Below are 23,025 nucleotides of genomic sequence, written 5' to 3' on the forward strand. Positions count from 1 at the left end.
CGGTCTGTCTTGCGACATTCTGCCGGGCGTTTTGCGCGTTTGTCAGATTTGAAACCCAGGGGGACAGGCCGTACCGCCGTACCATGGAAAAGATTGCCGGGCTTGGATTCCTGAACAGGAAACGGGATAGAATTTCCGCTTTGGAGATCATGGGGGATATTCGGCGCCTGGGGACGGGGCAACCTGGTGCAGGTTTTGGCTGAGAGAGACACGGTGCCCTCCGAGGAGTTCAGGTTTTGGAACCGGCATCGGATTCCTCAAACTCACCCTCAATCATCCCGTTGAGGTACCGGCCAGGATCTGCGATGAAATCATCCCATTTGGCCAGAGGATGAAACTCCTCGTGCTCGGTGTCCAGATACCAGAGTTTCCGGTCTCTGGGGCTCCACAAAAGCAGATAGTCGCTGTAGTTGTCCATCCGCGCCATGAGAGAGAGCAGCTTCCTCCGCTTCCACTTCATTTCCTTCAGATCCATGTAGGGGCAGAGCTCCACCCACTTCACCCATTTCTGCTCCGGGAATTCCAGCCGCAGGGGACTGGTTTTCAGGTAATTCACCAGTTTGACGGGCAGCTTGTAGGGAGCCAGCTGGCGGGCTTTTTCCTGTTTGCTGTACAGATCTTCCGGCTCCAGGGTTCTCAGATAGTCGGCCATTTCCTGGTTTTTGTTGCGGACCGCCACCGTGTAGGGGCGATCTCCGTATTTGTCCGGGAGGGTGATATCCGCTCCGTGCTCAAAGAGCCAGCGCACCATGGGGAGATTGTTGGAGCGGGCCGCCTCGGTGACCGGCGTGGAGGCATAAGGATAGACCACGTCCGGCAGATGATAGTTGATGTCTGCGCCTTTTTCCAGAAGCAGCTTAGCCAGGGTGAAGTCTCCCTCCGACGCGGCAGCCCGGAGGGCCTCGCCGCCGTATTGGGCCACGGTAATGCCGGCCTTTTCCAGGACGGGAATATTCTCGGGGCGGTTGCCCCAGCGGATTTCCTGGAAAAGCCGCCGCTTGTGGGCTTCGTCCAGCTGCTTGGCCTGTTCGATAAAGAGTTTCACCACTTCGGGGCCGCAGCAGCGGACCACAGCGAGGGGGATCGGCTTTTCCTCTCCCTTTTCCGGGTCGGCGCCCCGCTCCAGCAAATAACGAATCATGGCAGGGTCGTTTCGAAAGACGGCGATTTCCAGCGGCATGAGCTTGGTGTACCCGCTGATCCGGATCGGTGTGTTGAGGTCCAGTCCGCCCTGGAGCATGGCCTCCAGTTTGGGAAGATCGCGGTCATAAATGGCCACAGCCGCTTCCGGCAGGGTCTCCCAACGACCGATGTGTCCAATTTTGTACATTTCAGGCACCTGCTTTCTTTCTCTTTGATCGGGCACATGATTCCGCCATAACCCCGGGTTTTGCTGCATCCAGGGAAGTTTGAAGCCGCTGTTTCTGCCGCGCCCGTAGGCATTGCTTGCCGAAAACGCCGTCCGCAGCGCGGGAAGCACCTCCGGCTGGAACCATCGGGACCGGCAGCAAAACCCATGCCGCCTGAGAGGACCGGACGAACGTTCCTGACAGTTCCCCTACGGTGGAGCAGAGCAGCCTGTGCAAGGCTGCGAAAAAGGTGGTATTGTCAGTCATTATAGCACAAATTCAGGGAAAAAGGGAGAGAAAAAACGATCCATTCTGTCCACTGGGGCAAAGGGCCCGGTGGGCTTCAAAACAGAATCGCTCGAAAACCAAAAGCCCCGCGGAATTCCGCAGGGCTTTTTTGTCAGGCCGGGATGCAGTCAAAGAGAAAGATGGGCGGCGTCACACGCCGTTCTTCTCCATAGGAAAGACCGCGCGGATCAGATGAAGGAACGGTTTTTGCAGGGGAATGTTAGGACTGTTTCCGCCGGAACACCACCGTGGAGCAGCCCTGCACTTTACCCTCGGAAAAGTCGCCGAAGAGAAGTGCTGCGTCTGCCGGGGCCGGAAGCGCAATGGCCTCGTCGGTGAAATTCTGAACGAAAATATACTCGTTTTCCGAATCCTGCCGGCTGGACACTTCGAGTCCTTCGGGCAGATGGGGCAGGATGGGCGAGAGGCCTGTCCGGGACACCATTTCCCGGTAGAAATCATTGTAGAATGCCTCCTCGGCATCGGTGCAGAGGTAGTAGGCCGTGCCTTTGCCATAGGAGTGGACGGTGAGGGCGGGATATCCCTTGTAGAAGTCGTCGGTATAGGTCATGAGGGGCTGGGCGCCCTGGAGCCGCACCAGGTCACACAGGTTTCTGCAGGTGTACAGAGGGGCCCCGGGGCCAGCCGTAAAGTGATGAACCTCACCGGTGCACAGGGCGTCGATTTCCTCGCTGCGTAGGCCCAGCAGATCAGTCAGGCCGTGAGGCGTCCCGCCCAGATGGCACAGGTCGCTTTCGTTGACAATGCCGCTCCAATAGGTCATGACGAGGGTGCCGCCGTTTTGGACGAACTGGCGCAGCCGCTCTTCAATCCCGGCCCGGAACATATAGAGCATGGGGACCACCACCAGACGGTAGCCGTCCAGCGGCTGTTCCACCTGGACCAGGTCCACATTCAACCCGCACTTCCGCAGGGCCTGATAGGACTTAAAGACCGCCTCGTGGTAGAACAGACCCTCGTTCCGCGGGCCGCGGGCCCGCTCCATGGCCCAGCGACTTTCGGTGTCCCAGAGCACCGCCGCCTGGGCGGATACCTGACTGCCGGCGACGCAGGCCAGTGCCTGCAGGGCCTGCCCGGTCTGGGTGGCCTCCCGGAAAACCCGGGTATCCTCTCCGCCGTATTGGTGGTCACCGGCTGGGTTGCGCCCGCCTGGCGGAGAGCACGAATCTCCTCACACATGAAATCGGTGGTCTGGGCGGTTACAAACCGCATCCAGTCCAGAGACAAGCCGTGCAGTCCGCTGTCGCCCAGGGTGGAGGGACTCTCCACCTGCTCAAACGAGGTATAGGTATGGCTCCAGAAGGTGGTCCACCAGGCGTGATTCAAGGCGTCGATGGTCTGATAGCGCTGTTTCAGCCAGCGGCGGAAGGCGGCCTGGCAGAGGGGGCAGTGGCATTCGCCGCTGTATTCATTGGAGATGTGCCAGAGGATGACCGCCGGATGATCCTTAAAGGTCTGGGCCAGTTTCTGGTTGATGATCCGTACTTTCTGACGGTAGACGGGAGAGGTGTAGCAGTGGTTGTGCCGCTCTCCGTATAGGCTGCGGACCCGGTTCTCCCGGACTCGGAGAACCTCCGGGTATTTTTCAGCCAGCCAGCGGGGACGTGCGCCGGACGGCGTGGCGAGAATCACCCGGATTCCGTGGGCGTAGAGGTTGTCCACCATCTCTTTCAGCCATTCCAGCCGGAACACCCCTTCCTCCGGTTCCAGAGTGGACCAGGAGAACACCCCCAGTGTGACGGTGTTGATCCGGGCTTTCTGCATCATTTCCAGGTCCCGGGCCAGAATATCCGGGCGGTCCAGCCATTGCTCGGGGTTGTAGTCTCCGCCATAAATGAATTGATTGGATATACTCTGTCTTTCCATAAGGTGGGTCCTTTCTTTCCTGTGTAAGTGGGTACTTTGAGTATACGGTGTCCGGCGCCATTCGGCAACCCTTTGGACCGCAGAAAGCATCCCTCTTTCTGCACAGGGGCAAGGCAAAAAATGAATTTTGTTTCGTTGGGTTTTGTTGTAAAATGGGGGCGTCCTAAGAGAAAGGAGCGAAGGTGCATGAAGCCGGTGTATCATATTTCGCCAGACCACGGATTTCTCAACGATCCCAATGGTCTGGCCCAGTTCCGGGGCGAGTTCCACGTGTTTTATCAGTGGCTGCCCGAAGTGACCCCGCAGGGCAAAAAGCAGTGGCGGCACTGCGTTTCCAAAGACCTGTTGCACTGGACCGACTAGGGCAGCACCCTGGAGCCGGTCCAGTGGTATGAAAAAGATGGCTGCTATTCCGGTTCCGGCCTTGCGGCCGGCGGACAGTACTACCTCTTTTATACCGGAAATGTCCGGGATGCCGAGGGCGGCCGGGAGTCCTATCAGTGTGCCGCCGTCTCCCGGGACGGCCGGCGGTTTGTGAAACTGGGACCGGTGGTTTTGAAGCCTGCGGCCTACACCCCGCATTTCCGTGACCCCAAAGTATGGCGAAAAGGGGACCACTGGTGGATGCTGGTAGGGGCTCAGACTCAGGAGCTCAAGGGGAACGCCGCGCTTTTCCGGTCGGATGATTTGCTGCACTGGGACTGGATGGGCAGTGTGCTGGGTCCCGGGCTGAAAATGGGTTACATGTGCGAGTGCCCGGATCTGGTGGAAGTGGACGGACAGGAGTTTCTGCTGGTCAGCAGACAGTCCGAACAGGGAACCGTCCCGCTGGTGCTGCCGGGGCGGATGGACTATTCCCGGGGACGGTTTGAAACAAAAGGTCCCGCCGCCCTGCTGGACGAGGGGCTGGATTTCTATGCCCCGCAGACCTTTGTGGATGAGAGCGGCCGCTGCCTGCTGTTTGGATGGCTCGGGTCGGGGGAGAAAGACTATCAGCTCAGCCAGCCACCTGTCCGGGAGGGCTGGCTCCACAGCCTGACCATCCCGCGGGAACTGTTTGTCTGCGGCGGCGCGCTTTGCCAGTGGCCCGCAGAGGAATTGAAGCAGCTTCGTCGGCAGGAACGGCGGACCGAATGTGCCGGCGCCGCTGTGATCGACCGCGGAACGGCCAGTCTGGAACTGTCCGCCGAGGGCCTGGGCAGCCAGGCCGTCACCTTTGATTTTGGTTCGGTGCTGAAACTTTGCTATCGGCCGGAAAGCCGGACGATGCAGGTTATGCGAAAAAATGGAACGGGGAGGGATACGATGAAAAACACCTGAGTCTGGCCCGGCTGGATGCGCTTCGGATCTATCTGGATCAGTCCACCGCGGAGCTCTTTGTCAACCACGGTGAAACGACCTTCACCTGCAAGGCGTATTTCGGGGCAGACACAAGGATTCATATTGTTTCGCAGGAAAACATCAGGGTGTCAACTTGGCCGCCGCTGCGGCACAGAATGGAAACGCAGCCCAGCGCCTGGTGCGGGTGTTTGCCGATGTGTTCGTGCCCATCATCCCGGTTATGGTGGCCACCGGCCTGTTCATAGGCCTGCGGGGTTTCCTGACCCAGCCGGATCTCCTGGCGATGCTGGGCCTCACCACCGATTCCATCCCCCAGAATTTCCTCTCCTTCACCCAGATTCTGACCGATACGGCGTTCAGTTTCTTGCCGGTTCTGGTCTGCTGGTCCGCCTTCAAAAAGTTCGGCGGCTCTCCGGTCATCGGCATTGTGGTGGGCCTGATGCTGGTCCACAACATTCTGCCCACGTCCTGGGACGTGGCAGAAGGCAACGCCGAGCCGCTGCTGTTCTTTGGCTTTATCAAGGTGAACGGGTACCAGAGCTCGGTGCTGCCGGCGTTCATTGTGGGCTTTTTGGGGTCCAAAATCGAGCAGTGGCTGCATGACCATGTGCCCAACGCGCTGGACCTGATTGTCACCCCCTTTGTGACGGTTCTGCTTTCGCTGTGCCTGGGACTGTTTGCAGTGGGTCCGGTGTTCCACTCGGTGGAGATGGCGCTGGTGGACGTCGTGTCCTTCCTGTTCCAGCTGCCCTTTGGGGTGGGCGGCCTGATCTGGGGCGCCCTGTGCCAGGTGATTGTCATCACCGGTGTCCATCATGCCCTCAACCTGGTGGAAATTGAGATGCTGTCCAAGACCGGCTGGAACCCCGTCAACCCGGTGGGTTCCTGCGGCATCGTGGCCCAGGCCGGCGCCGCCATGGCGGTGGCGGTCAAGACCAAATCGGTCAAGATGAAGTCTCTGGCCTATCCGTCCGCTGTGTCGGGCCTGCTGGGCATCACCGAGCCCGCTATCTTTGGCGTCAACCTCCGTCTGGTCAGCCCCTTTGTCTGGGGCTGTGTGGGCGGCGGTGTCGGCGGCTGGCTTTCGGCGCTGTTTGGCCTGCAGGGTACCGGCATGTCGGTGACCGGCATCCCCGGCATGCTGCTCTACCTGAATAAACAGCTGCCCCTCTACATTTTGATCAATGGTATTGCATTTGCCGTGGCGTTTGCGCTAACATATATCTTTGGAATGAAGAATCAGGACGCAGCCGCATAACGGAACAAGACCCCGGCCCCTGCGCCGGCCCCAGACCAAGGGGCTGCGCGGGGGCTGGGGTCGTGGGCTGCCGCGGAAACGGGGGAGAACATGTACAGCCGAAAAATCCGGTTGCTACGGGCAATCGTCGAGAACGAAAATCTTTCTTCGCAGGAACTGATGGAGAAACTCTCCATCGGTCAGCGGACCCTGCGCAGCGAGATCAGCGAGCTCAATGAAATGCTGCGGAAAGAAAAGGTCTCGATACACTCGGGCAGCGGGGGCGGCTACTGTGTCAAAAGCAGCGATAAGGCCGCCATCCAGAACTATCTGGACGGCATGATCCGCCAGAGCAAGCGGATGGTCCTGCCCGAGACGTCCAGAGAGCGGTTTCTCTTTGGGTTTGCCTGGCTGTTTTTCCGGCGGGAGCCGGTTTCCATCCAGCGGGCGGCGGAGAAACTCTGTGCCTCCAACACAGCGGTTCTCCACACCAAAAAGCAGATCCAGGATACATTGACCTGGTATCCCGGCCTCCGGCTGGAAACCGGAACCCGCGGCATGTGGATCAGCGGCAGTGAGGCGGAAAAGCGGCACGCCCTGGCTCAGTTCATCAATTACTCCACCTTTGGCTCCATTATGATGGAACGGCTGATGACGTTTCTCTTTGGGGCCGGTCCCTATGAGGATTATATGACCTTGTACCGGGGCCTGCCCGATATTTTGGCGGCACAGGGGTGCCGGCTGATTGACAAGTCGGTGGAAGGGTTTGCGCTGGACCTCTTTGTCACTCTGATGCGGTCTCAGAAGGGGTTTGTGCTGGATGAGCAGGAAACACCCGATTCCTGCCCCTGCGTCGATGCGCTGGCTGAATGGGTGGAAAAGGCCGGCTACACCCTCTCTGCCCGGGATAAGGCCTATCTGACAGAATGCCTGCGGGCCAGACGGATTTTGTATACCCTCGGCAAAGACGATGCCGCTCCCGGGGAATATATAGAGGTAACCAGGGAGTTCCTGGCGGCGGTGGACCAGGAATTCGGCACCGAATACCGCCGCAACGAGGAGCTCTGCGGCAAGCTGTCGGTCCATATCCAGAAAATGATCCTGCGGATACAGGGGGGCTATTTCTAGACCAACACCATTTTGCAGGACGTGTCCAACCGGTACGGCCGGGAGATGGACATGGCCCGCAAAATCAACGGCGTCCTTGAAAAGCGGTACGGGGCGGCGGCCAACGTCCACGAGATTTCCTACCTGGCCATTTACCTCCGGGCCTACTCCAGCCGCAAACTCAGTGCACTGGTTCTCTGCGATCTGGGGGAGGGGATCGCCGACAATATGGTCCGGCAGATCACCCAGTACTGCGGGGATGGAATCCGCATTCTGGGGATCAGCTCTTTGAACGAATACCGCAGGGACCCTCTGCCCGTGGATATCCTGATTTCCCCCTCCCGGATCTACAATGTCCGCCTGCCCGAAAAGACCAAGATTTTCTATGTGGACTACCTTTTGAAAGAGACCCAGCTGAAGAAAATCCAGGATTACCTGCTGAAGAACACGCACACGGAATAAGACATCCGCAGCCAGGGAAGCCCCGGTGCGGTGCAGAACATCCAGAGAAACCGGTCCCGTCCATGGTGTATTCAGGGCGGAACCGGTCTTTTGCTTTTTGGCCTGTTTGAGATTCGGGCAAAAAATTTTTTTCAGGGCAGGGAAGGCCATATACCCCCGCCCGGATAACACAGCTCAAAAAGCAGAGCTGACGGGACAAGCCCGGCGGTTTCAAAACGGATAAAACAAAAACCTCGCAGAACCTTTCTGATAGCGTTCATAGGGACACAATATGACCTCACCTTGTTTGTGCTGGGGAGGGCGGGTTTCCGCCCTCTCCGGTGCCGTTTATGCCAGCATCCTGATGAGTTCTTCTTTACTTGTGATCGGCGGCGCCATGCGCGGCGCGGTTTCTCCCGCTTGCATCGGACTGTCCAGCGTACCGATGTCCCGATACACGATCCGGATGCTCTGGCCGGCGGAGCGGGAATACTTCTTTGTTCGCTCCCCCACTTCGATGCGCTGGATGAACAGCCTCAGCAGTTCCGGTGTCAGATGGTCAATGGCGGTGTACTGCTTGGCCTTCTCGATGAAGGCGTCCACATTGGCGACCGCGGCTTTCAGCCTCTCCAACTGCTCCTCCTTCGCGGGGATGGCCGACTCCAGCTCCTTCTGCTCGGCGTTGTAGTCGGCGGAGAGCATCCGGAACTGCTCGTTGGTCACCCGCCCCAGTACATTGTCCTCGTAGAGCCGCTTGAACAGAGCGCTCAGTTCTCCGTTCCTGCGGCGCATGGTGTTCAGCTCCTTCTGTACCCAGTCGATCTCCCGCCGCAGCTCCAGCGTGTTCTTCTGGTTGATGTACTCCGCGAACTGCCGCTCCTTCATCCTGGCGAAGTGGGTCACCCTGCGCAGATCATCCAGTACGATTTGGATCAGCTCTTCTTCCCGGATGTGGTGGGGAGAACACTCCGCTTTTCCCCGCTTGCCATAGGTGTAGCACTTGAAGTTGTAGCTGGACTTGGACATGGAACTGGCCCTGTGCAGTACCATAGGCTTTCCACAGTCGACGCAGAACACGAGACCGGCGAACAGATTTGGCTCGTCCATGTGCTTGGGAATGCGCTTTTTGTGCTTGCGGACATCCTGCACGATGTCCCACTGTTCCTGGGATATCAGCGGTTCGTGGGTATGCTCCACCAGCACCTGCTCGCTCTCCGGCCTTCGGACGATCTTTTTATTCTTGTAGGACAGAGAAGAGGCGCGCAGGCCGGGCATATGCCCCAGGTAGACCTTGCTGTCCAGGATACCCGTGACCGTGCTGCTGCACCATGCGTATGGACGGGTGGTATCCAGCCCCTTGTGGGATTTTCCGGTTTTCCTGTAGTAATAATTTGTCGGCGTCAGAACCTGATCCGCCGCAAGGATGCGGGCAATCTGGTTGGGGCCTTTGCCGGAGGCACATAAGTCGAAGATGCGCCGGACTACAGCTGCCGCTTCTTCATCCGGAATGAGTTCTTTGCTGTCAGGGCTTTTCTTCCTATACCCGTAGGGAGGCCGGCCGCCCAGCCGCTCCCCGCGCTCCGCCTGCATCTTCTTGATGGCCCGCACCTTTTTGCTGGTGTCCTTGGCATGGAGCTCGTTGGCCCAGTTGCGGATGGGGTTGAAGTCGTTGCTGCTCTCCACCAGGGAGTCCACGCTGTCATTGACCGCGATGAACCGGACGCCCTTCTCTGGGAAGTAGAGTTCCGTCAGCTGGCCCACCTGCAGGTACTCCCGTCCCAGGCGGCTGAGATCCTTGACGATCAGTGTCTCCACCTCGCCGTTCTCGATCATCTCCACGATCTTCTTCCATGCGGGCCGCTCGAAGTTGGTCCCGGAGTATCCGTCATCGGACAGGAACAGGGTATTCTCGAATCCATTGTCCGCCGCGTACTTTTCCAGAAACAGCTTTTGGTTGTGGATGGAATTGGACTCCCCCTGCCGCTCGTCCTCCTGACTGAGCCGGCCATAGAGGATGTTGTATTTTTGGCTTGCCATATTCTGTAACCTCCTTCTTTTGGGGCAAGCCGGTATGGGGTAGGGACAGTATACCCCACCGGCTCCCCCAAGTCTACTGAAACATCAGGCGCTGTGGCCCTGATCCGCAAACTCCGCGTCGATGAGGGAGAGCAGCTTGTCCGTGGGCGTCGCTACGGCTTGGTTGGGAAATATGGAGGTCACATGGAACACTTTCCCACGGATGAGCATCTCCCGCTGGCTCTCCAGGTGATCCTCCCGCTGCTGGTAATTGGTGTCCCGAAATGTAGTCATAACTTCTCCGCCGCGCTGCTCCTGCAGTATTGCCATCTCCGGGTGATAGCCGCCCAGAACACCGGTATCCCGATATACTTCATAATCTTTTTTCATATTCGCCTTTCTTCCCATATCAGGGAACGGTTGGCCTCAGCTCATGGTCTGTTGCCAAGTTGGTTCTTCCTCATGATCGTCCTCCTTATGGCCAAGGGCGATCTTCTTTTCCCTCTCTTTGCGGAGGGCTTTTCTGTCGCCATGCTGGTGTGCGGTGGTGGTGTCTCTCACGGGAGCAGCGTGTGCATCATGTTCCAGAGTTTTTCCCAACTGAACCAGACCGCCCACAACACGCCCCCAGTCAGCACCAGGGCCGTCAACCCCAGCAGCAGGCTGCTCCAGGGGATGTAGGGCAGGTGCGGCTTGGGCATAGAAAAGTGCCGCTCTCTCTTTTTCCCAGCCTGTTTCAGCTCTGCCCTCATTTGGGCCACATCCCCCGCCAGCGCCTCCAGCTGGGACTGGGTGGGGAGCTGCCCCACCTGCCGGCTCAACGCCCGAAACAGGGCCTCCTGTGGGCCGACGCTGGCCTCCAGGCGCTCCAGCCGGTCGCTGTTGGTGCTCTCCAGCCGGTACAGGGCTGTGAGCGCCGCCAGCAGATCGTCCCAGTCCTGCCTCGTTGGGGTGTCTGGCGGCGCGACTGGTACGGATGGGGCCGATGCCCGATTCCGCTGTTTCAACTCCTCCAGAGATAATTTCTGCCCGGAATCGGAATTCACGCTCCATGACCTCCTTGGTGTATTTTGTTTCGTGGAGCCGGTCATCCCGGCACTTCATGCCCTCCGGCGTGGTGTAGGTGATGTTCTTCCGGTTGTCCGTCCACCGCACCTGATACCCCTCGCTCTCCATCAGGGAGAGGAACTCCTCGCGGGTTTCGGCGTACCGCATACACTGGTCGATGGTGTTCATCAGCCGGAACTTCCAGCTCTCGCCCTTGGCGGCGGAGCGGTATTCCCGGGTGCCCATCCGTTTCTGCTTGACCTGTTTCTGGGGCGGCGGCAATATCTCCAGGCCGTGGGCGGCGCAGATCTCGTCGCTGGCCAGCCGGTGGGCCTGCAAGTCGGCGGCGCTCTGGTGGAGTTTCTTGCCGTCTTGGAAAGAGACGCTGTTGACGATCAGGTGGCTGTGCAGATGGTCGGTGTCGATGTGGGTGGCCACCAGCACCTCGAAATCTGGGAACTCCCGCCGGGCCAGCTCCAGAGCAATGGCGTGGGCCTCCTGGGGTGTCAGGTCGTCCGTTTCCGCAAAGGACTGGACGAAGTGGTAGTACTGCCGCCCGTCCGTTTTCCGATGCCGCTCCTTGGTGAGCAGCATCTCAGAGAGGGCGGACTGGGCAGTGCAGTTCCATCCACTCACCAGCCGCCGCCCGTCCCACAGCGTCTTTTCGTCCTGCTGGGTATAGCGCAGCACGCCGCCCAGAGCGCCCCGGCCTCCGCCCCGGTTCTTGACAGCGGTGAAGGTGGCCATCTCAGGTCACCTCCCGCACCAGCTGGCGGAGCTGCTCATTGATCTGGGCGTAGCTCTCCGCCAGCTTGTCCCCGTACACCACGGTGATCTTGCCCATGTTGGCCAGGGTGGTGAGCTGGTTGAGATTCCGACCTTGGGCTTTTAGTTCGGACAGCACTTTGTCCAAACCATCTACCCGGACAATCTTCTTCCCCAGACCGCACAGGCACAGGTAGTCGGTGACGGTCAGACTTAGTTCTTGGGCCTTGGCCCGGATGCGGTCTTTGGTCTGCGGTGTTACTCGAAGGGTGATAATCTCCGTTTTCTTTTCTCTCTGCATTAAGACTCCTTCCTCATAGCTCCCCGCGAAAACCGGGGTTCGGGGCAACGCCCCGGAACTGTGGCCGGCGTATAGCCGGACGCGATGCTTGCCCTCCCAAAAGGGAGGAATCCGTTCCCCGGCGGGGCCACCGTTTTCCTGTGGCAGTGATCCGCAGAGAAGAAAGAATGCAAGGGTGCAAAGCCCTTAGGTTGTTACATCCTTACAGCCTTGCTCCGGCAGACGCCAGTACCACTGGCCGCCCCGCTTCTCCGAAATGACACCCAGGTTTTTCTTGGCGATCATCAGGGTGCGCTCCGACACTCCCAGCTCTCTGGCCCGGCTCAGCACGGCCTCGGCGGGCATGGCCTCCGTGAGCATCCGCTCCAGCTCCTCCTCCATCTGGGTGGTCTTGGTCTGGAACCTCCCGCCGCCGCTGAGCACATCGTCCACCGACAGGTCGCAGGCTCCCTTCCACTGGAAGCCGTGCTTCCCGTCCAGCAGGAAGGCGATGGACTTTCCCTCGGGAGCAAGGCTGTTCTTGTCCTGAGCAACCACACGCACCGTCGGGTCCTCTTTCAACCGCCCCACCACCAGCACGCTCCGGGCGGCGGCCCGGAAGTCGATGGATCCCAGGCCCCGGTAACCGGCCTTCAGCCCCTGGGCCTTGTTCATGTGCCCGATGAGGATCACGGCACATCCGGTACGCTCCGCCATGGCCGCCACTCGTTTCAGAACGGGACGCACCTCGTTGGCCCGGTGCATGTCCACACCGTCCCCCAGGTATGCCTGGATGGGGTCCAGCACCACCAGTCCCGCCCCGGTTCTGCTGATCGCCAGCTCCAGCCGGTAGTCACAGAGGGTCAGCTCCCGCTGGCTCTCGTCGATGACCAGCACCCGGGAACAGTCTGCGCCGGCGGCGTCCAGCCGTGGCTTGATGGTATCCGCCAGCCCGTCCTCCGCCGTCTGGTAGATCACGTTCAGCGGCTCCAGCGCCTGCTCGCTCTCCGGCAGGGCCTCACCCCGGGTCAGGGCGGCAATCACCGCCAGCACGAAGGTGGTTTTGCCCTCGCCGGGATCGCCCTGGACGATGGTCAGTTTCCCTCGCGGGAGATACGGATACCAGAGCCATTTCACCTCCTCTGCTCTGATCTCGCCCATGGAAATGAGCTTCAAATCAGGTTTCATTTCCTCACATCCTTTCCTGTGTGTTCGCGAAAGCGACCATTCCCTTCCCGCCGTTTTCATGATAAAATCAGAAAAGGAAAACTTACATGGGAAAGGAACTTTCCGATTTTTTGAAAAAGTCGATGCGACGGAAGGGAGGCGGCTCATGGACAGAAAAAGAAAACCCGGCATCTATCTTCTGACAGATGCCGGGGATGCCGTTGAATTGATCTTGGTTTGGCTGGACGGCCGGGAGACGCGCCTGCGGGGACAGTCACCCGCCGAGGAGCTGGTCTCCTTCGTGAACTTTGATTTCTCCGCCTATCGGGCCTCCGTGGAGCGTCTGTGGGAAGAGCACGACGTGTTTGAAGAGCGCCTTGAAGTGCCCTACGAGGACTATGTGGACTTCGCGCGGCAGGCGCTCCCCCTGGCGAAACAACTCTCGGAGATCGCGCCCGTGGCGTATTGGGACGTTCTGCGCCACCTGGGCCCCGCCACAAAGATGCTGTATGACGGCAAGCCCATCTTCCCATCCCGGAAGGCTTTGGCTGTCCTCAACGCGCTGCGCCATCCATATTTTATCCAGAACCGGCTGAGAAACCTGTTTGAGATCGGCTTTGCAGACTTCGAGCGCGGGACTCAACAAGACCGTTTCCGCGTGCTGGAGGATACCTGGCCGGGCCTGATCGACCGGGCGTTCCCCATCCGCTTTTTGCCGGAGCCGTCCGGCGCTCCCGTGGGCACAGTCAGGGAATATGCCCTGGACGATCTGTATGAGCTCTGCCTGGCGGAGCTGTCTCTCTACTTTCAGCAGGATCGGCGGCGGGTCGCCCGCTGTGAGAACTGCTGGCGGTATTTTGTGCCCAGGACCGAGGCGGAGTCCCGGTATTGTTACGGGGAGATGGACGGGAAGCCCTGCAAGCAGGATGGGGCCAGGCGTATGCGCCGGTTCCGGGCGGATACGGACGAGGCGCTGGCGGCCTATGAGCGTCTGCGACGGCGACTGGAGGAACGGGCCAACCGGCTGGAGCTGGCGGATCCGGGAGGGGAAAACCACCTGATCCCCTTCGGCAGAACACAGTATGAGGCGTGGCTGGACGGAGCGCGGGAGGCAAAGAAAGCATATCAGGCGGGCGGTATCTCCGCCGAGGAATTCCTGCGGCGGATCGACGTGGACGGGGAACTGGACGGCTATCAAGCCGCGCGGGACACATTCCCCGCGCCCGGCCAGACGCCCTGGCGGGACTACATCAAAAGAGATATGGACTTCGTTCCCGGCAAGCGGTTCACGGACATGCTGTACCTGGATTTGTCAGCGGATGCTCCCTCCTGGACCATGATCACCGCCGAGGAGCAGATCCGAAAGGCGCGGGGCGGACACGCCAGCCTCCACGACCGCTACGGCGTGGAGGACCCAGTGGACCCCAAGGTCCACGCCAAGGAGCTGGAAGCGATGTTTTCCCCTTGCGAGCCTGATCCACAGGTGGAGCTCATGAAACGTTTGATCGCTGAGACGGCCAAGATCTCCATGGAGACTGTGTGGCCGGAAGAAAACTCAAGTACGAACAACTGACACTTGCTACCATTTTAGTGCGTTGTCAACGAATTGAACGAAGCTATTAGAATAATCGCCTGGGACGGAATCTTTCTCCAGTCCCAGGCGATCATTCACATAGTGTTCCTGTTTACAGAGCAAACTTTGTAGAGGAACAGTTGGAGGTACATAGCAACAATACAACGGGAATTTGGTTTTCCAATAGTGTTTGGCTCACTTTTTCAGCAAGCCAAACGCTCCGTGGTATTTCCCGTCAGAAAATGCGTCAGTCTACATTTTCGGTATGTAAGTCGCAGTATTATACTTAGCGTCCCAAAGGGCCAACTCCGGTGTTTCCGGTTCTGGCTCTGGTACCGGCATTCCCGCTACGTGGATCAAAGGCGGAAACTGCTTCCCATAGGAGGGAGGCACACCCTGGCACAGGTCATCCGCCAACTCCAGGACCACAGATTTTAATTCCAGATGCTCAAGGTATTTGGGCGGGATGCCCGCAAGGCCCAGCCGTGCTCCCAGCAGGTTCCCTGTCACCGCTCCGGTGGAATCGCTGTCCCCGTCGTGATTCACCGCCGCGGCCATAGCCCGGTCGAAGTCATTTTCATGCTTCACAGCACAATAAACGGCAATGGCCAGCGTCTCCTCCGCCACCCAGCCCTCACCCAATTCCCGGATCGCATCGGTGCCCTCCACGTCCTTCTCGGACAGGCGAACGGCTTCATTTACCAGATCGATCAGTTCCGGGAGATGCGGGGTACCGGCAAACTGCCGGGCCGCCCAATCCATACCGTTTTGCACTGCCTCCAGAACAGAATCCGTCTCCCCGTGAACCAGGGCACTGATGCTGTAGCCCAGAACTCCGGCGGGGATGTATCCCAGTTCGTGTCCGTGGGTGAGCGCGGCCAACTGGGCGGCCAACCGTCCGGCGCCGTCCGGCTTCGCCAGCCAGAGCCCAGCCGGCGCCACCCGCATGATGCCGCCGCAGCCTTTGCTCCGATTGATGGGCCGTTCCATCGTCCCCTTGGCTCCCTGGGCAATCGCATCCAGGCAGGTATTGCCCGGAGCCCGGCGCTGATACAGCTCCGGGACGTTCATGATCCAAGCGGTGTGATCGTGCGCTCCCGGGCAAAAGGGCTCCCGCTGGGTTTTCAGCCAGTCCCGATAACAGGCGGCCACCGTGCCTGCAACAGAGCCGCCGCCCGGTGCGCCGATCCGCCGACGGGTCTCTGAGAATAACAGACCGTTGGCGGTGAAAAGGGTCATCTGGGTATCATCAGAGATCTGGGCCACGCCGTTTTGCAGGGTATAGCTTGTGATACCGGCGGGCCCATACCGCTCCCGAATATCTGTCAAAGAGAGGAACTCTACCGGATAGCCCAGGGCGTCCCCCGCCGCGCCACCCAGCAGACAGCCGCGGTATCGATCCAAGTGTTTCATGTGGTATCCTCCTTCTCAAACCAGTCCGGACAAAGGGTGTGAACGGCAATGATTTCCTTTGGATGAACCTGATCCAGCAGCTGCCAGATCTCTTCCGGCGCAGCGTGACCGCTGCTGTGGAGCGTCACCTCTTTGATCCCCATTTCCCCACACCAGGACAGGAACTCGGACATCTCCGGCCTCTCCCGATAGCCGCTCCACAGGGAATAAAACAGTACACTGCCCGCAAGGGGGAGGCGCTGCCCCAGCTTTTCCATCCATTTCCACATGGAGGGCCGGATACAGATCACGCTGTCTGCCGGGATGTGGGTACGGCTGATCCTGGCGCTTCCATAGCTGCAAAACCGCTGATAGCGTGTGCTCTCCGCCGATACGCTGGATGGCAGAAATACCCGCACATCAGAAAAACGGCCCGGCTGGGGGATGCTGGGCCCGGCGGCGGCAGCCACTTCCGCCTGATACAGATCCTCCAGAAAGATGCGGCTACTCCGCTTGGCCGCCCGATAAAAGGTCACCAGACGATCCAGATTCGTGGCGGCCTGCAAGACAAAGGCCGGCCCTCGGCATTGCTTCATCAGAGCCGCAGCTCGATCCTCCAGCTCCTTTTCGCTCCAGACCTCCTGACCTTGGCGGGAGAGATTGGTTCCCTCACATACCAGAAAATCCACCCGCTTCGGCAGCTGCCGCAAAAGAGAGGGAAAGGACTTGCGCCCGTGGCCCCGGAAGTCCCCGGTGTACAGCAGGGACTTCCCGCCGCCCTCCACGTGGAGCATGTAGCTGTCAAAGGCGGAGTGGTCGCACAGGTAAGGCGTAACGGTCAGCGCACCCACCCGGATGGGCTTCCCGTGTTCCAGAAATCCGGCCGGATTCAGCGTTTTTCGGCCCAAGTAGTCATTGGCCGCCCGCAGTACCTCCCAGGCCCGGCGGCCCAGGTAGAGGGGGATGTCTGGGTGGGCCTGCTCCGCCAGGCCCATGTGATCCCGGTGGGTGTGGGTAAGAAAGACCGCGTCGCAGCCGCCGCTTTCCGTCAGCCAGGCGGCCTGGGGCGGGATGGCCGCATCCCCCTCCAGCGTCTCCCCGGCGTCCAGCAGGATCTTCGTGCCGCCGCAGGTCACCTGGATCAGATTTCCGCCGATCTGGTTCAAGCCGCGCAGGACTTCCAGGGTCATCATATGTGCCCCGAAATACAGGGGCAGTTGTCCTGCCTGAGTACATAGCGAAGATCATAATACCGGATCGAGGAATGCCCTGTATTCATCAACTCTATCACGTCCGGTGTGATGAGAGGGTGAAGCTCGTCTGTCAGCATAGCGGCATGGATGGTTGTAAACCGGCCATTGCAATAACCGTCGTATAGGCTGTTATAACCCCGCAAGATGCCGGTATCCGTGATTTTTCGTCCCTTTTGATCTTCCGCAGGCATAGGCTGTATCGTATTCCGGGGCACATACAAATCGTACATATAATTGGCGTAGAACATCAGCTCTGTCAGAATTCCCACCATACGGTTACGGGCTTTCAACTCATAAATTGCAATACCATCCGCTGTAAGACCCCACAGGTCAATGGCGGATTTTCCATAGGTGAATACACTGTTCTCTTGGCGCTTCTCTCCCTCGAAAAGTCCTACAGGGAGCTGATGGTAAATCGAGTCTTTTTCAAGCAAAATACCGCTCTGCGCAGAAAGGCTGGTCAGCTTCTCCTTTCCATATTTACACTCCGCAAATGCCGTTTCTACTTGGTATTCCAGGGAGGTGCCGGCCTTGGGTTTTTTAGTGGGGTAGTTGTTGCAGAATTTTCTTCCGCATAGCCACACCCGGAACGCATTTACGCAGGCTTTCAAGGGATCTGACAGAGAAAACCAGCCGCTGTACTGCTCTGAGAATTTCATGGCCCGATACAGGAAACGGCCATAATGGCCGTGGTAAGGCGGCGCAAGAGGAAAAGCGTCCTCTGCCGCACCCAGTTGAACACAAAAACCGCAGTGGGTATGGATTAACAGTGCCCACGCCTCAAAAGCCGCAGATCCCTCCTGCATATTGAGATGATCTTTAGGCGCTTTCCCAATGGCGCTGGCATTCAGGACAAGTTTTACAGCGTCCTCCGCATCTCCGGGCAGGAAGGAGATCCCCGTGGTAAGCCTTGCGCCATGAGAGACTTCGTTGAAGCTGGCAGTGATCCTTTTTCTGATTTGTCCTTCTGTCATATCGGCATTCCTCTCTCTATTTTCCCGTCCAATGCGTATACTGCGGACAGTGCCCAGTAAAATTTCCCGGCATGGCCTGTCCGTTTTTCAAAGCCTTTGGACTCCGGCAGACACCGCTTCCCACATAGGCCACGCTCTGCCCCTGGGCCCTCCGGGAGCCTCCCCAAAAGGCGCAGGTAGCACACTGGCGGCTTTGGGTTGAGGTAAGAATCGCCATACTATCCCTCCAATTTTACCGACTGAACCGGATTTTGGAAACAGGTAGCTGTCCGCACAAAAAACCGTTGATTCAGAGAAATGGACACGCTCTCCTGATCCCGGTAGCCCAGGACGAACTTGAACACCATCCCCCAGAAGGCGCCGATGGCCTTTTTCACAAATGGCTCCAGGGCTGCGTCCTCTCGGCCGGTCATGCGGATGAAGTCTTGCGCGTAGTATAGCAGAAAAGTTTTGACCGGCGGGATGCGCAGCAGGTCATTGCAGAAGATGATGTGGGAAAGCAGTTCCCGATTCCGCACTGCCTCCATACACTTGTCCCAGTAGGGGCGGTAGTCTGGGGACTCCTGGAATTCTTTGAAATGGCGGTAACAGTCGGAGAACCGGGCCTCCACCTGCTCCGCAATCATGCAAACAGAAAAAGCCATATATACACCCATCAAATTAACTGATGTATAAATTATAATTGAAAAGCAAGATCCAGTCAAGAGTAATTTGCGGGCGTTCTACCATGAGCCTGTACACTTCACTTGGCAAATACGCTAATGGCCACAAGGCGAAAGAAGGCCCCAAGTCTGACCGGCAATACCGGCCCGACCTGGGGTTTTTGTCAGGGCTCCGTGTGGTTGATTTTGGTGTATGTGTTATTATAAATTGGCGGGGAATGCACCGAAAAGTTCTGAATGTCAGACGATGGAAGGAAGTTCTTGTGAGAACAATTTGATATTATCAAGCACATCAATCTGAAGCAAGAAAGAATTATGAAATAAAATGGAAGATGGTGTTGCAATGCAATTGTGTGATTACTTGTATAAGCATTTTAGATTACTTTTATTTGTACAAGAAGATGATGCCCTTTGATGTATTAAGAGTGATTTTGTGGAATCTGTTCCACAAAATCACTCTTCCCCCCATACACGGCATTAAGCCCCATAGGTTCACATTGTGTACCTATGGGGCTTACCCCTTCGGTTTTGCGAGGTTTTTCTGGCGGAAAGATGGGGATTCGAACCCCAGAACGCTTTTACACGTTACACGATTTCCAGTCGTGCGCCTTAGACCAACTCAGCCATCTTTCCACATATTCTTTTGTGTTTGCCGCTCTGTGTTTCCGTGTCTCCCGAGCGCTCCACTATAATACCTGAATTGACGGGATTTGTCAAGGGTTTTTTGAAAAAAATTTGGGCCCTTTTTTATCTTGACGTTGCAGGCCGTCGGGCGTATCATGGAGCCAGAGACAAGAGGGGCGTTTTTGCCGCCCCGAATGGCAATAAAGGAGGATGTTCCATGACGTATACGGATGTTCTGAACCAGGCCCGGCAGTGCCTGGGCGAAACCTGCAAAGCCTGCCCCATCTGCAATGGCGTGGCCTGCAGAAACCGCATTCCCGGCCCGGGAGCCAAAGGGGTAGGGGATACGGCCATTCGCAATTATGAAAAGTGGGCGGATATCCGGCTGAATATGGATACGCTCTGCCCGGGCGGCGGGCAGGATACCACCTGTGAGTTGTTTGGCCGGACGTTCCGCTATCCCTTCTTTGCGGGGCCGGTGGGTGCAGTGAACCTCCACTACTCTAAGGCCTACAACGATATGACCTATAATGATGTGCTGGTCCGTGCCTGCGCCGCCAACGGGATTGCGGCCTTTACCGGCGACGGCACCGACCCCAACGTGATGGAGATGGCCACCCGCGCCATCGGCGCGGCGGACGGCTGTGGCGTGCCTACCATCAAGCCCTGGGACATCGACACCATCCGTACCAAGATGGATCTGGCCCGCGCCAGCAATTGCTTTGCGGTGGCGATGGATGTGGACGCCGCCGGCCTGCCCTTCCTGAAGAACCGCAATCCGCCGGCCGGCAGCAAGAGCGTGGCCGAGCTGCGGGAGATTGTGGGAATCCTCAACCGTCCCTTTATCGTCAAGGGCGTTATGACCGTCAAGGGCGCCCTCAAGGCCCAGGAGGCCGGCGCAGCAGCCATCGTGGTGTCCAACCACGGCGGCCGTGTGCTGGATCAATGCCCCGCTACGGCAGAGGTCCTGCCCGAAATCGTGGCCGCGCTCCATGGCAGCAATACGGCCGTTCTGGTAGATGGCGGCATCCGCACCGGCACCGATGTCTTTAAGGCTCTGGCTCTGGGCGCCAAGGGCGTCCTGATCGCCCGTCCCTTTGTGACCGCAGTCTATGGCGGCGGCGAGGAGGGCGTCCGCCTCTACATCGAGAAGATCGCCGGCGAGCTGGCCGACGCCATGCAGATGTGCGGTGCCCACACGCCGGCCGAAATCACCCCCGACATGGTCCGTATCTGCAAATAAGTTTTCAGATCGACTGTCTTTCAAGGCCGCTGCATGGTCCCGGACCCTGCGGCGGTCTTTTTGTATCCTTTGTTCTGAGCGAGAAGTTTAAAAGGGCTTGTTGCAGAGGACAGGCTCTCTCTTTATAATGGAATCGGAACATGTCGGAGGCAGCCGGCGGAAAGCCAATGTGGACCAAACAAAGCGACAGCCCCCGCCCTGGACGGCACACAGGGAACAGAGGCAGAGGGAGACGAAACAGATGATTGTATTGATAACAGGTCCGTCCCATACAGGGAAAACCCTGCTGGCCCAGAAGCTCCTGGAAAAATATAAATTCCCTTATTTGTCTATGGATCATCTGAAAATGGGCCTTATTCGCAGCGGCTACACCCGCCTGACCCCGGAGGATGACGACGCCCTTACGGGTTATTTGTGGCCGGTTGTGCGTGAGATCGTGAAAACGGCCATAGAAAATCAGCAAAACCTCATTGTGGAAGGCTGTTACATTCCGTTCGACTGGGCGAAAGATTTTGAAAAGGCATATCTCGACCAAATCCGGTATTATTGCCTGGTCATGAGTGAGACCTATATCAAAACCCATTTTGCCAGCATCCAAGAATATGCGAACGTCATGGAAAAACGCTTGGACGACCAAGGATGCACACTGGAAAGCGTTTTGAAGGATCACGCATATTTTCGGGAGAGCGCCCAAAAGCATCATCTGAATGTTGTGCTGATCGACGACAAGTACGACATAAACATCGACTTGGAATGATCTTCGACGAAAAACGGCTGTACTCTGGGTAGGGTAAATAAAAACGCCCCTTTGCAGGCCTGTTTGGCCGCACAAAGGGGCGTTTGGGCTGTTTTAAGGCTCGGAGTGGCCGGTCTGCCGGTCTTGCCAGTAGGGCAGTTTTGCCAACTGAACTTCAAAAAAGGCTCTGGCCTGCTCCGGAGGCCAGGATTCGTTGGACATGTGCTCTACCAGATAATTTGTCAGTTCCGCGAGACTTGTGTAAGCGAATTTTCCGTCGGTGTAGCACCACTTGCAATAGGCTTCATTGAAAGAACCATCTGGTTCCCGGCTGATGCAGCTGTCGTCCAGCGGCATACCGCAGCACTGGCAAATCAGCTTTTGCGGTGAGCCTAAAAGGGTGTTGATCGAAACATCAAACAACATGGACAACCGCTTGAGTGTTTCTGTGTTGGGGAGGGTTTCTCCGGTCTCCCACCGGGAAACAGCCTGGCGGGTTACATACAATTTTTCTGCAAGATCTTCCTGCGTCAAACCGTGCCTGGTCCGCAGCTCCAGGATAATCTCTTTGGTCTCCATAGCGATCACCTCATGGAGAGTGTATCATACTTCCCAAACCGCGCCAAGCAACAGACTGTTGCCCTGAAATTATTTCAGGGTTCCGTCCAGAATCTGGCCATAGTACCAGGGCCGGGGTGCGTGGAACACCTTGCCGCTGAGGTCAGCCAGAATGGGCTGGGTGAAGGAGGGGAGAACCAGCTCCCAGGCGCACAGAGCCTGGTATTTGAGCCGCAGTTCCCGGTTGGCGGCGTTGTTGCCGTACTTGCTGTCGCCCAGGATGGGGCAGCCAATGCTGGCCATGTGGGCCCGGATCTGATGGGTCCGGCCGGTGATCAGCCGAACCTTCAGCAGGGCCAGCCGTCCCGAGACGGCCACCGTCTCATATTCGGTGCAGACTTCCTTGGCGCCGGGGCGCTTCTCGGACAGAATCTGGACTTTGCCCATGTCCGCATCTTTCAGCAGCCAGCCGCCCAGCGTCCCCTCGGGGGGAATGGGCCGGCCAAAGGTGACGCACAGATAGGTCTTCTGGACCTTCCGCTCCCGGATGGCCTCCAGCAGAATCTGCTCGGCCTCCGGGGTCTTGGCGATCAGGACCAGGCCGCTGGTGCCGGTGTCCAGCCGGTGACAGAGGGAGGGCTGGTAGAGGCTCTCCTCGCTGTACTCGTTCTGACTGTTCAGATAGAGCAGCGCGCGGTTGAGAAGGGTGTCGTTCTCAGGGCCGTCCACCGCCAGACCGGCGGGCTTGTTGACCACCAGGAGCTGGGGGCCGTTGTAGACCACCTCAGCGGGGCAGCGGGCCTTTTTCCAGGCGGGACCGGCGGTGTCGCAGCTGTCGTCCAGCTGGTCGTCCAGAATAAACAGCTTGATTTCGTCCCCGGCCATCACGCGGGTGGAAAGGGGCTGCTTTTTGCCGTTGAGCTTGATTTTGTTTTCCCGCAGGGCCTTGTTCAGGCGGCCGGGGTTGAGGGCAGGATATTGCTGCATCAGGTAATGGTCCAGCCGGGTGGGGGCCAGACATTTCACTTTGAGTATCTTCAAGAAAATTCCTCCATAGCCATGGTACATTCAACAATTACGGCATC

20 protein-coding genes, 1 tRNA gene and 1 pseudogene are annotated in these 23,025 nt (G+C 58.2%); 7 read left to right on the forward strand and 15 right to left on the reverse strand.

What is annotated here, in order from left to right; genetic code table 11:
• Positions 1-229 precede the first annotated feature (229 nt).
• The 3 genes from B5E67_RS00630 to B5E67_RS16070 form a co-directional block, all read right to left on the reverse strand.
• Positions 230-1,330 (reverse strand): ankyrin repeat domain-containing protein, encoded by a 1,101-nt coding sequence (locus B5E67_RS00630; protein ID WP_087381776.1) that lies wholly within the window; start codon positions 1,328-1,330, stop codon positions 230-232.
• Between the two features lie 527 nt (positions 1,331-1,857).
• Positions 1,858-2,643, reverse strand: coding sequence for a beta-galactosidase trimerization domain-containing protein (locus tag B5E67_RS16065; protein ID WP_343286503.1), 786 nt, complete (start codon positions 2,641-2,643; stop codon positions 1,858-1,860).
• Positions 2,553-3,524 (reverse strand): beta-galactosidase, encoded by a 972-nt coding sequence (locus B5E67_RS16070; protein WP_343286504.1) that lies wholly within the window; start codon positions 3,522-3,524, stop codon positions 2,553-2,555. Before B5E67_RS16070 ends, B5E67_RS16065 begins: the two co-directional genes overlap by 91 nt.
• Positions 3,525-3,710: 186 nt before the next feature.
• On the opposite strand from B5E67_RS16070, the pseudogene B5E67_RS00640 reads away from it, so the two are divergent.
• From B5E67_RS00640 to B5E67_RS00655, 4 genes and pseudogenes are all read left to right on the forward strand, one after another.
• Positions 3,711-4,844 (forward strand): annotated as a pseudogene (locus B5E67_RS00640) (glycoside hydrolase family 32 protein).
• Positions 4,845-4,998: 154 nt separating this feature from the next.
• Positions 4,999-6,123: a PTS transporter subunit EIIC gene (locus tag B5E67_RS00645; protein WP_242956691.1), complete on the forward strand. Its 1,125-nt coding sequence runs from the start codon at positions 4,999-5,001 to the stop codon at positions 6,121-6,123.
• A 90-nt stretch (positions 6,124-6,213) separates the two neighbouring features.
• Positions 6,214-7,230 carry a helix-turn-helix domain-containing protein gene (locus B5E67_RS00650; protein ID WP_087381779.1) on the forward strand — a complete coding sequence of 339 codons (1,017 nt, stop codon included), beginning with the start codon at positions 6,214-6,216 and terminating at the stop codon, positions 7,228-7,230.
• Between the two features lie 12 nt (positions 7,231-7,242).
• Entirely contained in the window at positions 7,243-7,671 is a 429-nt protein-coding gene (locus tag B5E67_RS00655; protein ID WP_087381784.1) for a PRD domain-containing protein, read from the forward strand.
• Positions 7,672-7,998: 327 nt separating this feature from the next.
• On the opposite strand, the gene B5E67_RS00660 is transcribed toward B5E67_RS00655, so the two are convergent.
• The 5 genes from B5E67_RS00660 to B5E67_RS00680 all read right to left on the reverse strand — a co-directional run bounded on the left by B5E67_RS00660 (position 7,999) and on the right by B5E67_RS00680 (position 12,946).
• A complete protein-coding gene (locus B5E67_RS00660) occupies positions 7,999-9,687 on the reverse strand; it encodes a recombinase family protein (RefSeq protein WP_087381787.1) in 1,689 nt (562 codons plus the stop codon).
• Positions 9,688-9,771: 84 nt separating this feature from the next.
• Positions 9,772-10,056 (reverse strand): hypothetical protein, encoded by a 285-nt coding sequence (locus B5E67_RS00665; RefSeq protein WP_087381790.1) that lies wholly within the window; start codon positions 10,054-10,056, stop codon positions 9,772-9,774.
• A gap of 36 nt (positions 10,057-10,092) precedes the next feature.
• The gene (locus B5E67_RS00670) at positions 10,093-11,460 is read right to left on the reverse strand and encodes a relaxase/mobilization nuclease domain-containing protein (RefSeq protein ID WP_087381792.1); all 1,368 of its coding nucleotides are present in this window, start codon (positions 11,458-11,460) and stop codon (positions 10,093-10,095) included.
• 1 nt (position 11,461) lies between these two features.
• Positions 11,462-11,779 carry a plasmid mobilization relaxosome protein MobC gene (locus tag B5E67_RS00675; protein ID WP_087381795.1) on the reverse strand — a complete coding sequence of 106 codons (318 nt, stop codon included), beginning with the start codon at positions 11,777-11,779 and terminating at the stop codon, positions 11,462-11,464.
• A gap of 186 nt (positions 11,780-11,965) precedes the next feature.
• Complete coding sequence (locus B5E67_RS00680; protein WP_087381797.1) at positions 11,966-12,946, reverse strand: AAA family ATPase; 981 nt, start codon at positions 12,944-12,946, stop codon at positions 11,966-11,968.
• Between the two features lie 145 nt (positions 12,947-13,091).
• Between B5E67_RS00680 and B5E67_RS00685 the strand changes: the two genes are divergently transcribed.
• Positions 13,092-14,498, forward strand: coding sequence for a DUF6076 domain-containing protein (locus tag B5E67_RS00685; RefSeq protein ID WP_087381800.1), 1,407 nt, complete (start codon positions 13,092-13,094; stop codon positions 14,496-14,498).
• A 252-nt stretch (positions 14,499-14,750) separates the two neighbouring features.
• Here the strand turns inward: B5E67_RS00685 and B5E67_RS00690 are convergent, their stop codons facing one another.
• The 5 genes from B5E67_RS00690 to B5E67_RS00710 all read right to left on the reverse strand — a co-directional run bounded on the left by B5E67_RS00690 (position 14,751) and on the right by B5E67_RS00710 (position 19,412).
• Positions 14,751-15,911, reverse strand: coding sequence for an ADP-ribosylglycohydrolase family protein (locus B5E67_RS00690; RefSeq protein WP_087381802.1), 1,161 nt, complete (start codon positions 15,909-15,911; stop codon positions 14,751-14,753).
• Positions 15,908-17,083 (reverse strand): MBL fold metallo-hydrolase, encoded by a 1,176-nt coding sequence (locus tag B5E67_RS00695; protein ID WP_087381805.1) that lies wholly within the window; start codon positions 17,081-17,083, stop codon positions 15,908-15,910. The genes B5E67_RS00690 and B5E67_RS00695 overlap by 4 nt, the downstream gene beginning before the upstream one ends.
• Complete coding sequence (locus tag B5E67_RS00700; protein ID WP_087381808.1) at positions 17,080-18,117, reverse strand: hypothetical protein; 1,038 nt, start codon at positions 18,115-18,117, stop codon at positions 17,080-17,082. The genes B5E67_RS00695 and B5E67_RS00700 overlap by 4 nt, the downstream gene beginning before the upstream one ends.
• Before the next feature lie 218 nt (positions 18,118-18,335).
• Positions 18,336-18,761 carry a hypothetical protein gene (locus tag B5E67_RS00705; protein WP_087381811.1) on the reverse strand — a complete coding sequence of 142 codons (426 nt, stop codon included), beginning with the start codon at positions 18,759-18,761 and terminating at the stop codon, positions 18,336-18,338.
• Between the two features lie 560 nt (positions 18,762-19,321).
• Positions 19,322-19,412 (reverse strand) — tRNA-Ser (locus B5E67_RS00710).
• Between the two features lie 208 nt (positions 19,413-19,620).
• On the opposite strand from B5E67_RS00710, the gene B5E67_RS00715 reads away from it, so the two are divergent.
• Together B5E67_RS00715 and B5E67_RS00720 are read left to right on the forward strand one after the other, a co-directional pair.
• Positions 19,621-20,646: an alpha-hydroxy-acid oxidizing protein gene (locus B5E67_RS00715; RefSeq protein ID WP_087381813.1), complete on the forward strand. Its 1,026-nt coding sequence runs from the start codon at positions 19,621-19,623 to the stop codon at positions 20,644-20,646.
• 241 nt (positions 20,647-20,887) lie between these two features.
• A complete protein-coding gene (locus B5E67_RS00720; protein WP_087381816.1) occupies positions 20,888-21,403 on the forward strand; it encodes an adenylate kinase in 516 nt (171 codons plus the stop codon).
• A gap of 93 nt (positions 21,404-21,496) precedes the next feature.
• On the opposite strand, the gene B5E67_RS00725 is transcribed toward B5E67_RS00720, so the two are convergent.
• Together B5E67_RS00725 and B5E67_RS00730 are read right to left on the reverse strand one after the other, a co-directional pair.
• Complete coding sequence (locus B5E67_RS00725) at positions 21,497-21,961, reverse strand: zinc ribbon domain-containing protein (protein ID WP_087249536.1); 465 nt, start codon at positions 21,959-21,961, stop codon at positions 21,497-21,499.
• 69 nt (positions 21,962-22,030) lie between these two features.
• A complete protein-coding gene (locus tag B5E67_RS00730; protein WP_087381819.1) occupies positions 22,031-22,981 on the reverse strand; it encodes an RluA family pseudouridine synthase in 951 nt (316 codons plus the stop codon).
• Positions 22,982-23,025: the final 44 nt, after the last annotated feature.

The organism is Faecalibacterium sp. An122 (genome assembly GCF_002160895.1).
Classification (GTDB): domain Bacteria; phylum Bacillota; class Clostridia; order Oscillospirales; family Ruminococcaceae; genus Faecalibacterium.

Excerpts from the sequence above, each read along its gene's own strand:
- B5E67_RS00705 (WP_087381811.1), bottom strand. The coding sequence starts at position 18,761 with ATGGCTTTTTCTGTTTGCATGATTGCGGAGCAGGTGGAGGCCCGGTTC.
- B5E67_RS00720 (WP_087381816.1), top strand. The coding sequence starts at position 20,888 with ATGATTGTATTGATAACAGGTCCGTCCCATACAGGGAAAACCCTGCTG.
- B5E67_RS00630 (WP_087381776.1), bottom strand. The coding sequence starts at position 1,330 with ATGTACAAAATTGGACACATCGGTCGTTGGGAGACCCTGCCGGAAGCG.
- B5E67_RS00700 (WP_087381808.1), bottom strand. The coding sequence starts at position 18,117 with ATGACAGAAGGACAAATCAGAAAAAGGATCACTGCCAGCTTCAACGAA.
- B5E67_RS16070 (WP_343286504.1), bottom strand. The coding sequence starts at position 3,524 with ATGGAAAGACAGAGTATATCCAATCAATTCATTTATGGCGGAGACTAC.
- B5E67_RS00665 (WP_087381790.1), bottom strand. The coding sequence starts at position 10,056 with ATGAAAAAAGATTATGAAGTATATCGGGATACCGGTGTTCTGGGCGGC.
- B5E67_RS00650 (WP_087381779.1), top strand. The coding sequence starts at position 6,214 with ATGTACAGCCGAAAAATCCGGTTGCTACGGGCAATCGTCGAGAACGAA.
- B5E67_RS00695 (WP_087381805.1), bottom strand. The coding sequence starts at position 17,083 with ATGATGACCCTGGAAGTCCTGCGCGGCTTGAACCAGATCGGCGGAAAT.
- B5E67_RS00725 (WP_087249536.1), bottom strand. The coding sequence starts at position 21,961 with ATGGAGACCAAAGAGATTATCCTGGAGCTGCGGACCAGGCACGGTTTG.
- B5E67_RS00690 (WP_087381802.1), bottom strand. The coding sequence starts at position 15,911 with ATGAAACACTTGGATCGATACCGCGGCTGTCTGCTGGGTGGCGCGGCG.
- B5E67_RS00685 (WP_087381800.1), top strand. The coding sequence starts at position 13,092 with ATGGACAGAAAAAGAAAACCCGGCATCTATCTTCTGACAGATGCCGGG.
- B5E67_RS00660 (WP_087381787.1), bottom strand. The coding sequence starts at position 9,687 with ATGGCAAGCCAAAAATACAACATCCTCTATGGCCGGCTCAGTCAGGAG.
- B5E67_RS00675 (WP_087381795.1), bottom strand. The coding sequence starts at position 11,779 with ATGCAGAGAGAAAAGAAAACGGAGATTATCACCCTTCGAGTAACACCG.
- B5E67_RS00670 (WP_087381792.1), bottom strand. The coding sequence starts at position 11,460 with ATGGCCACCTTCACCGCTGTCAAGAACCGGGGCGGAGGCCGGGGCGCT.
- B5E67_RS16065 (WP_343286503.1), bottom strand. The coding sequence starts at position 2,643 with ATGGAGCGGGCCCGCGGCCCGCGGAACGAGGGTCTGTTCTACCACGAG.
- B5E67_RS00715 (WP_087381813.1), top strand. The coding sequence starts at position 19,621 with ATGACGTATACGGATGTTCTGAACCAGGCCCGGCAGTGCCTGGGCGAA.
- B5E67_RS00680 (WP_087381797.1), bottom strand. The coding sequence starts at position 12,946 with ATGAAACCTGATTTGAAGCTCATTTCCATGGGCGAGATCAGAGCAGAG.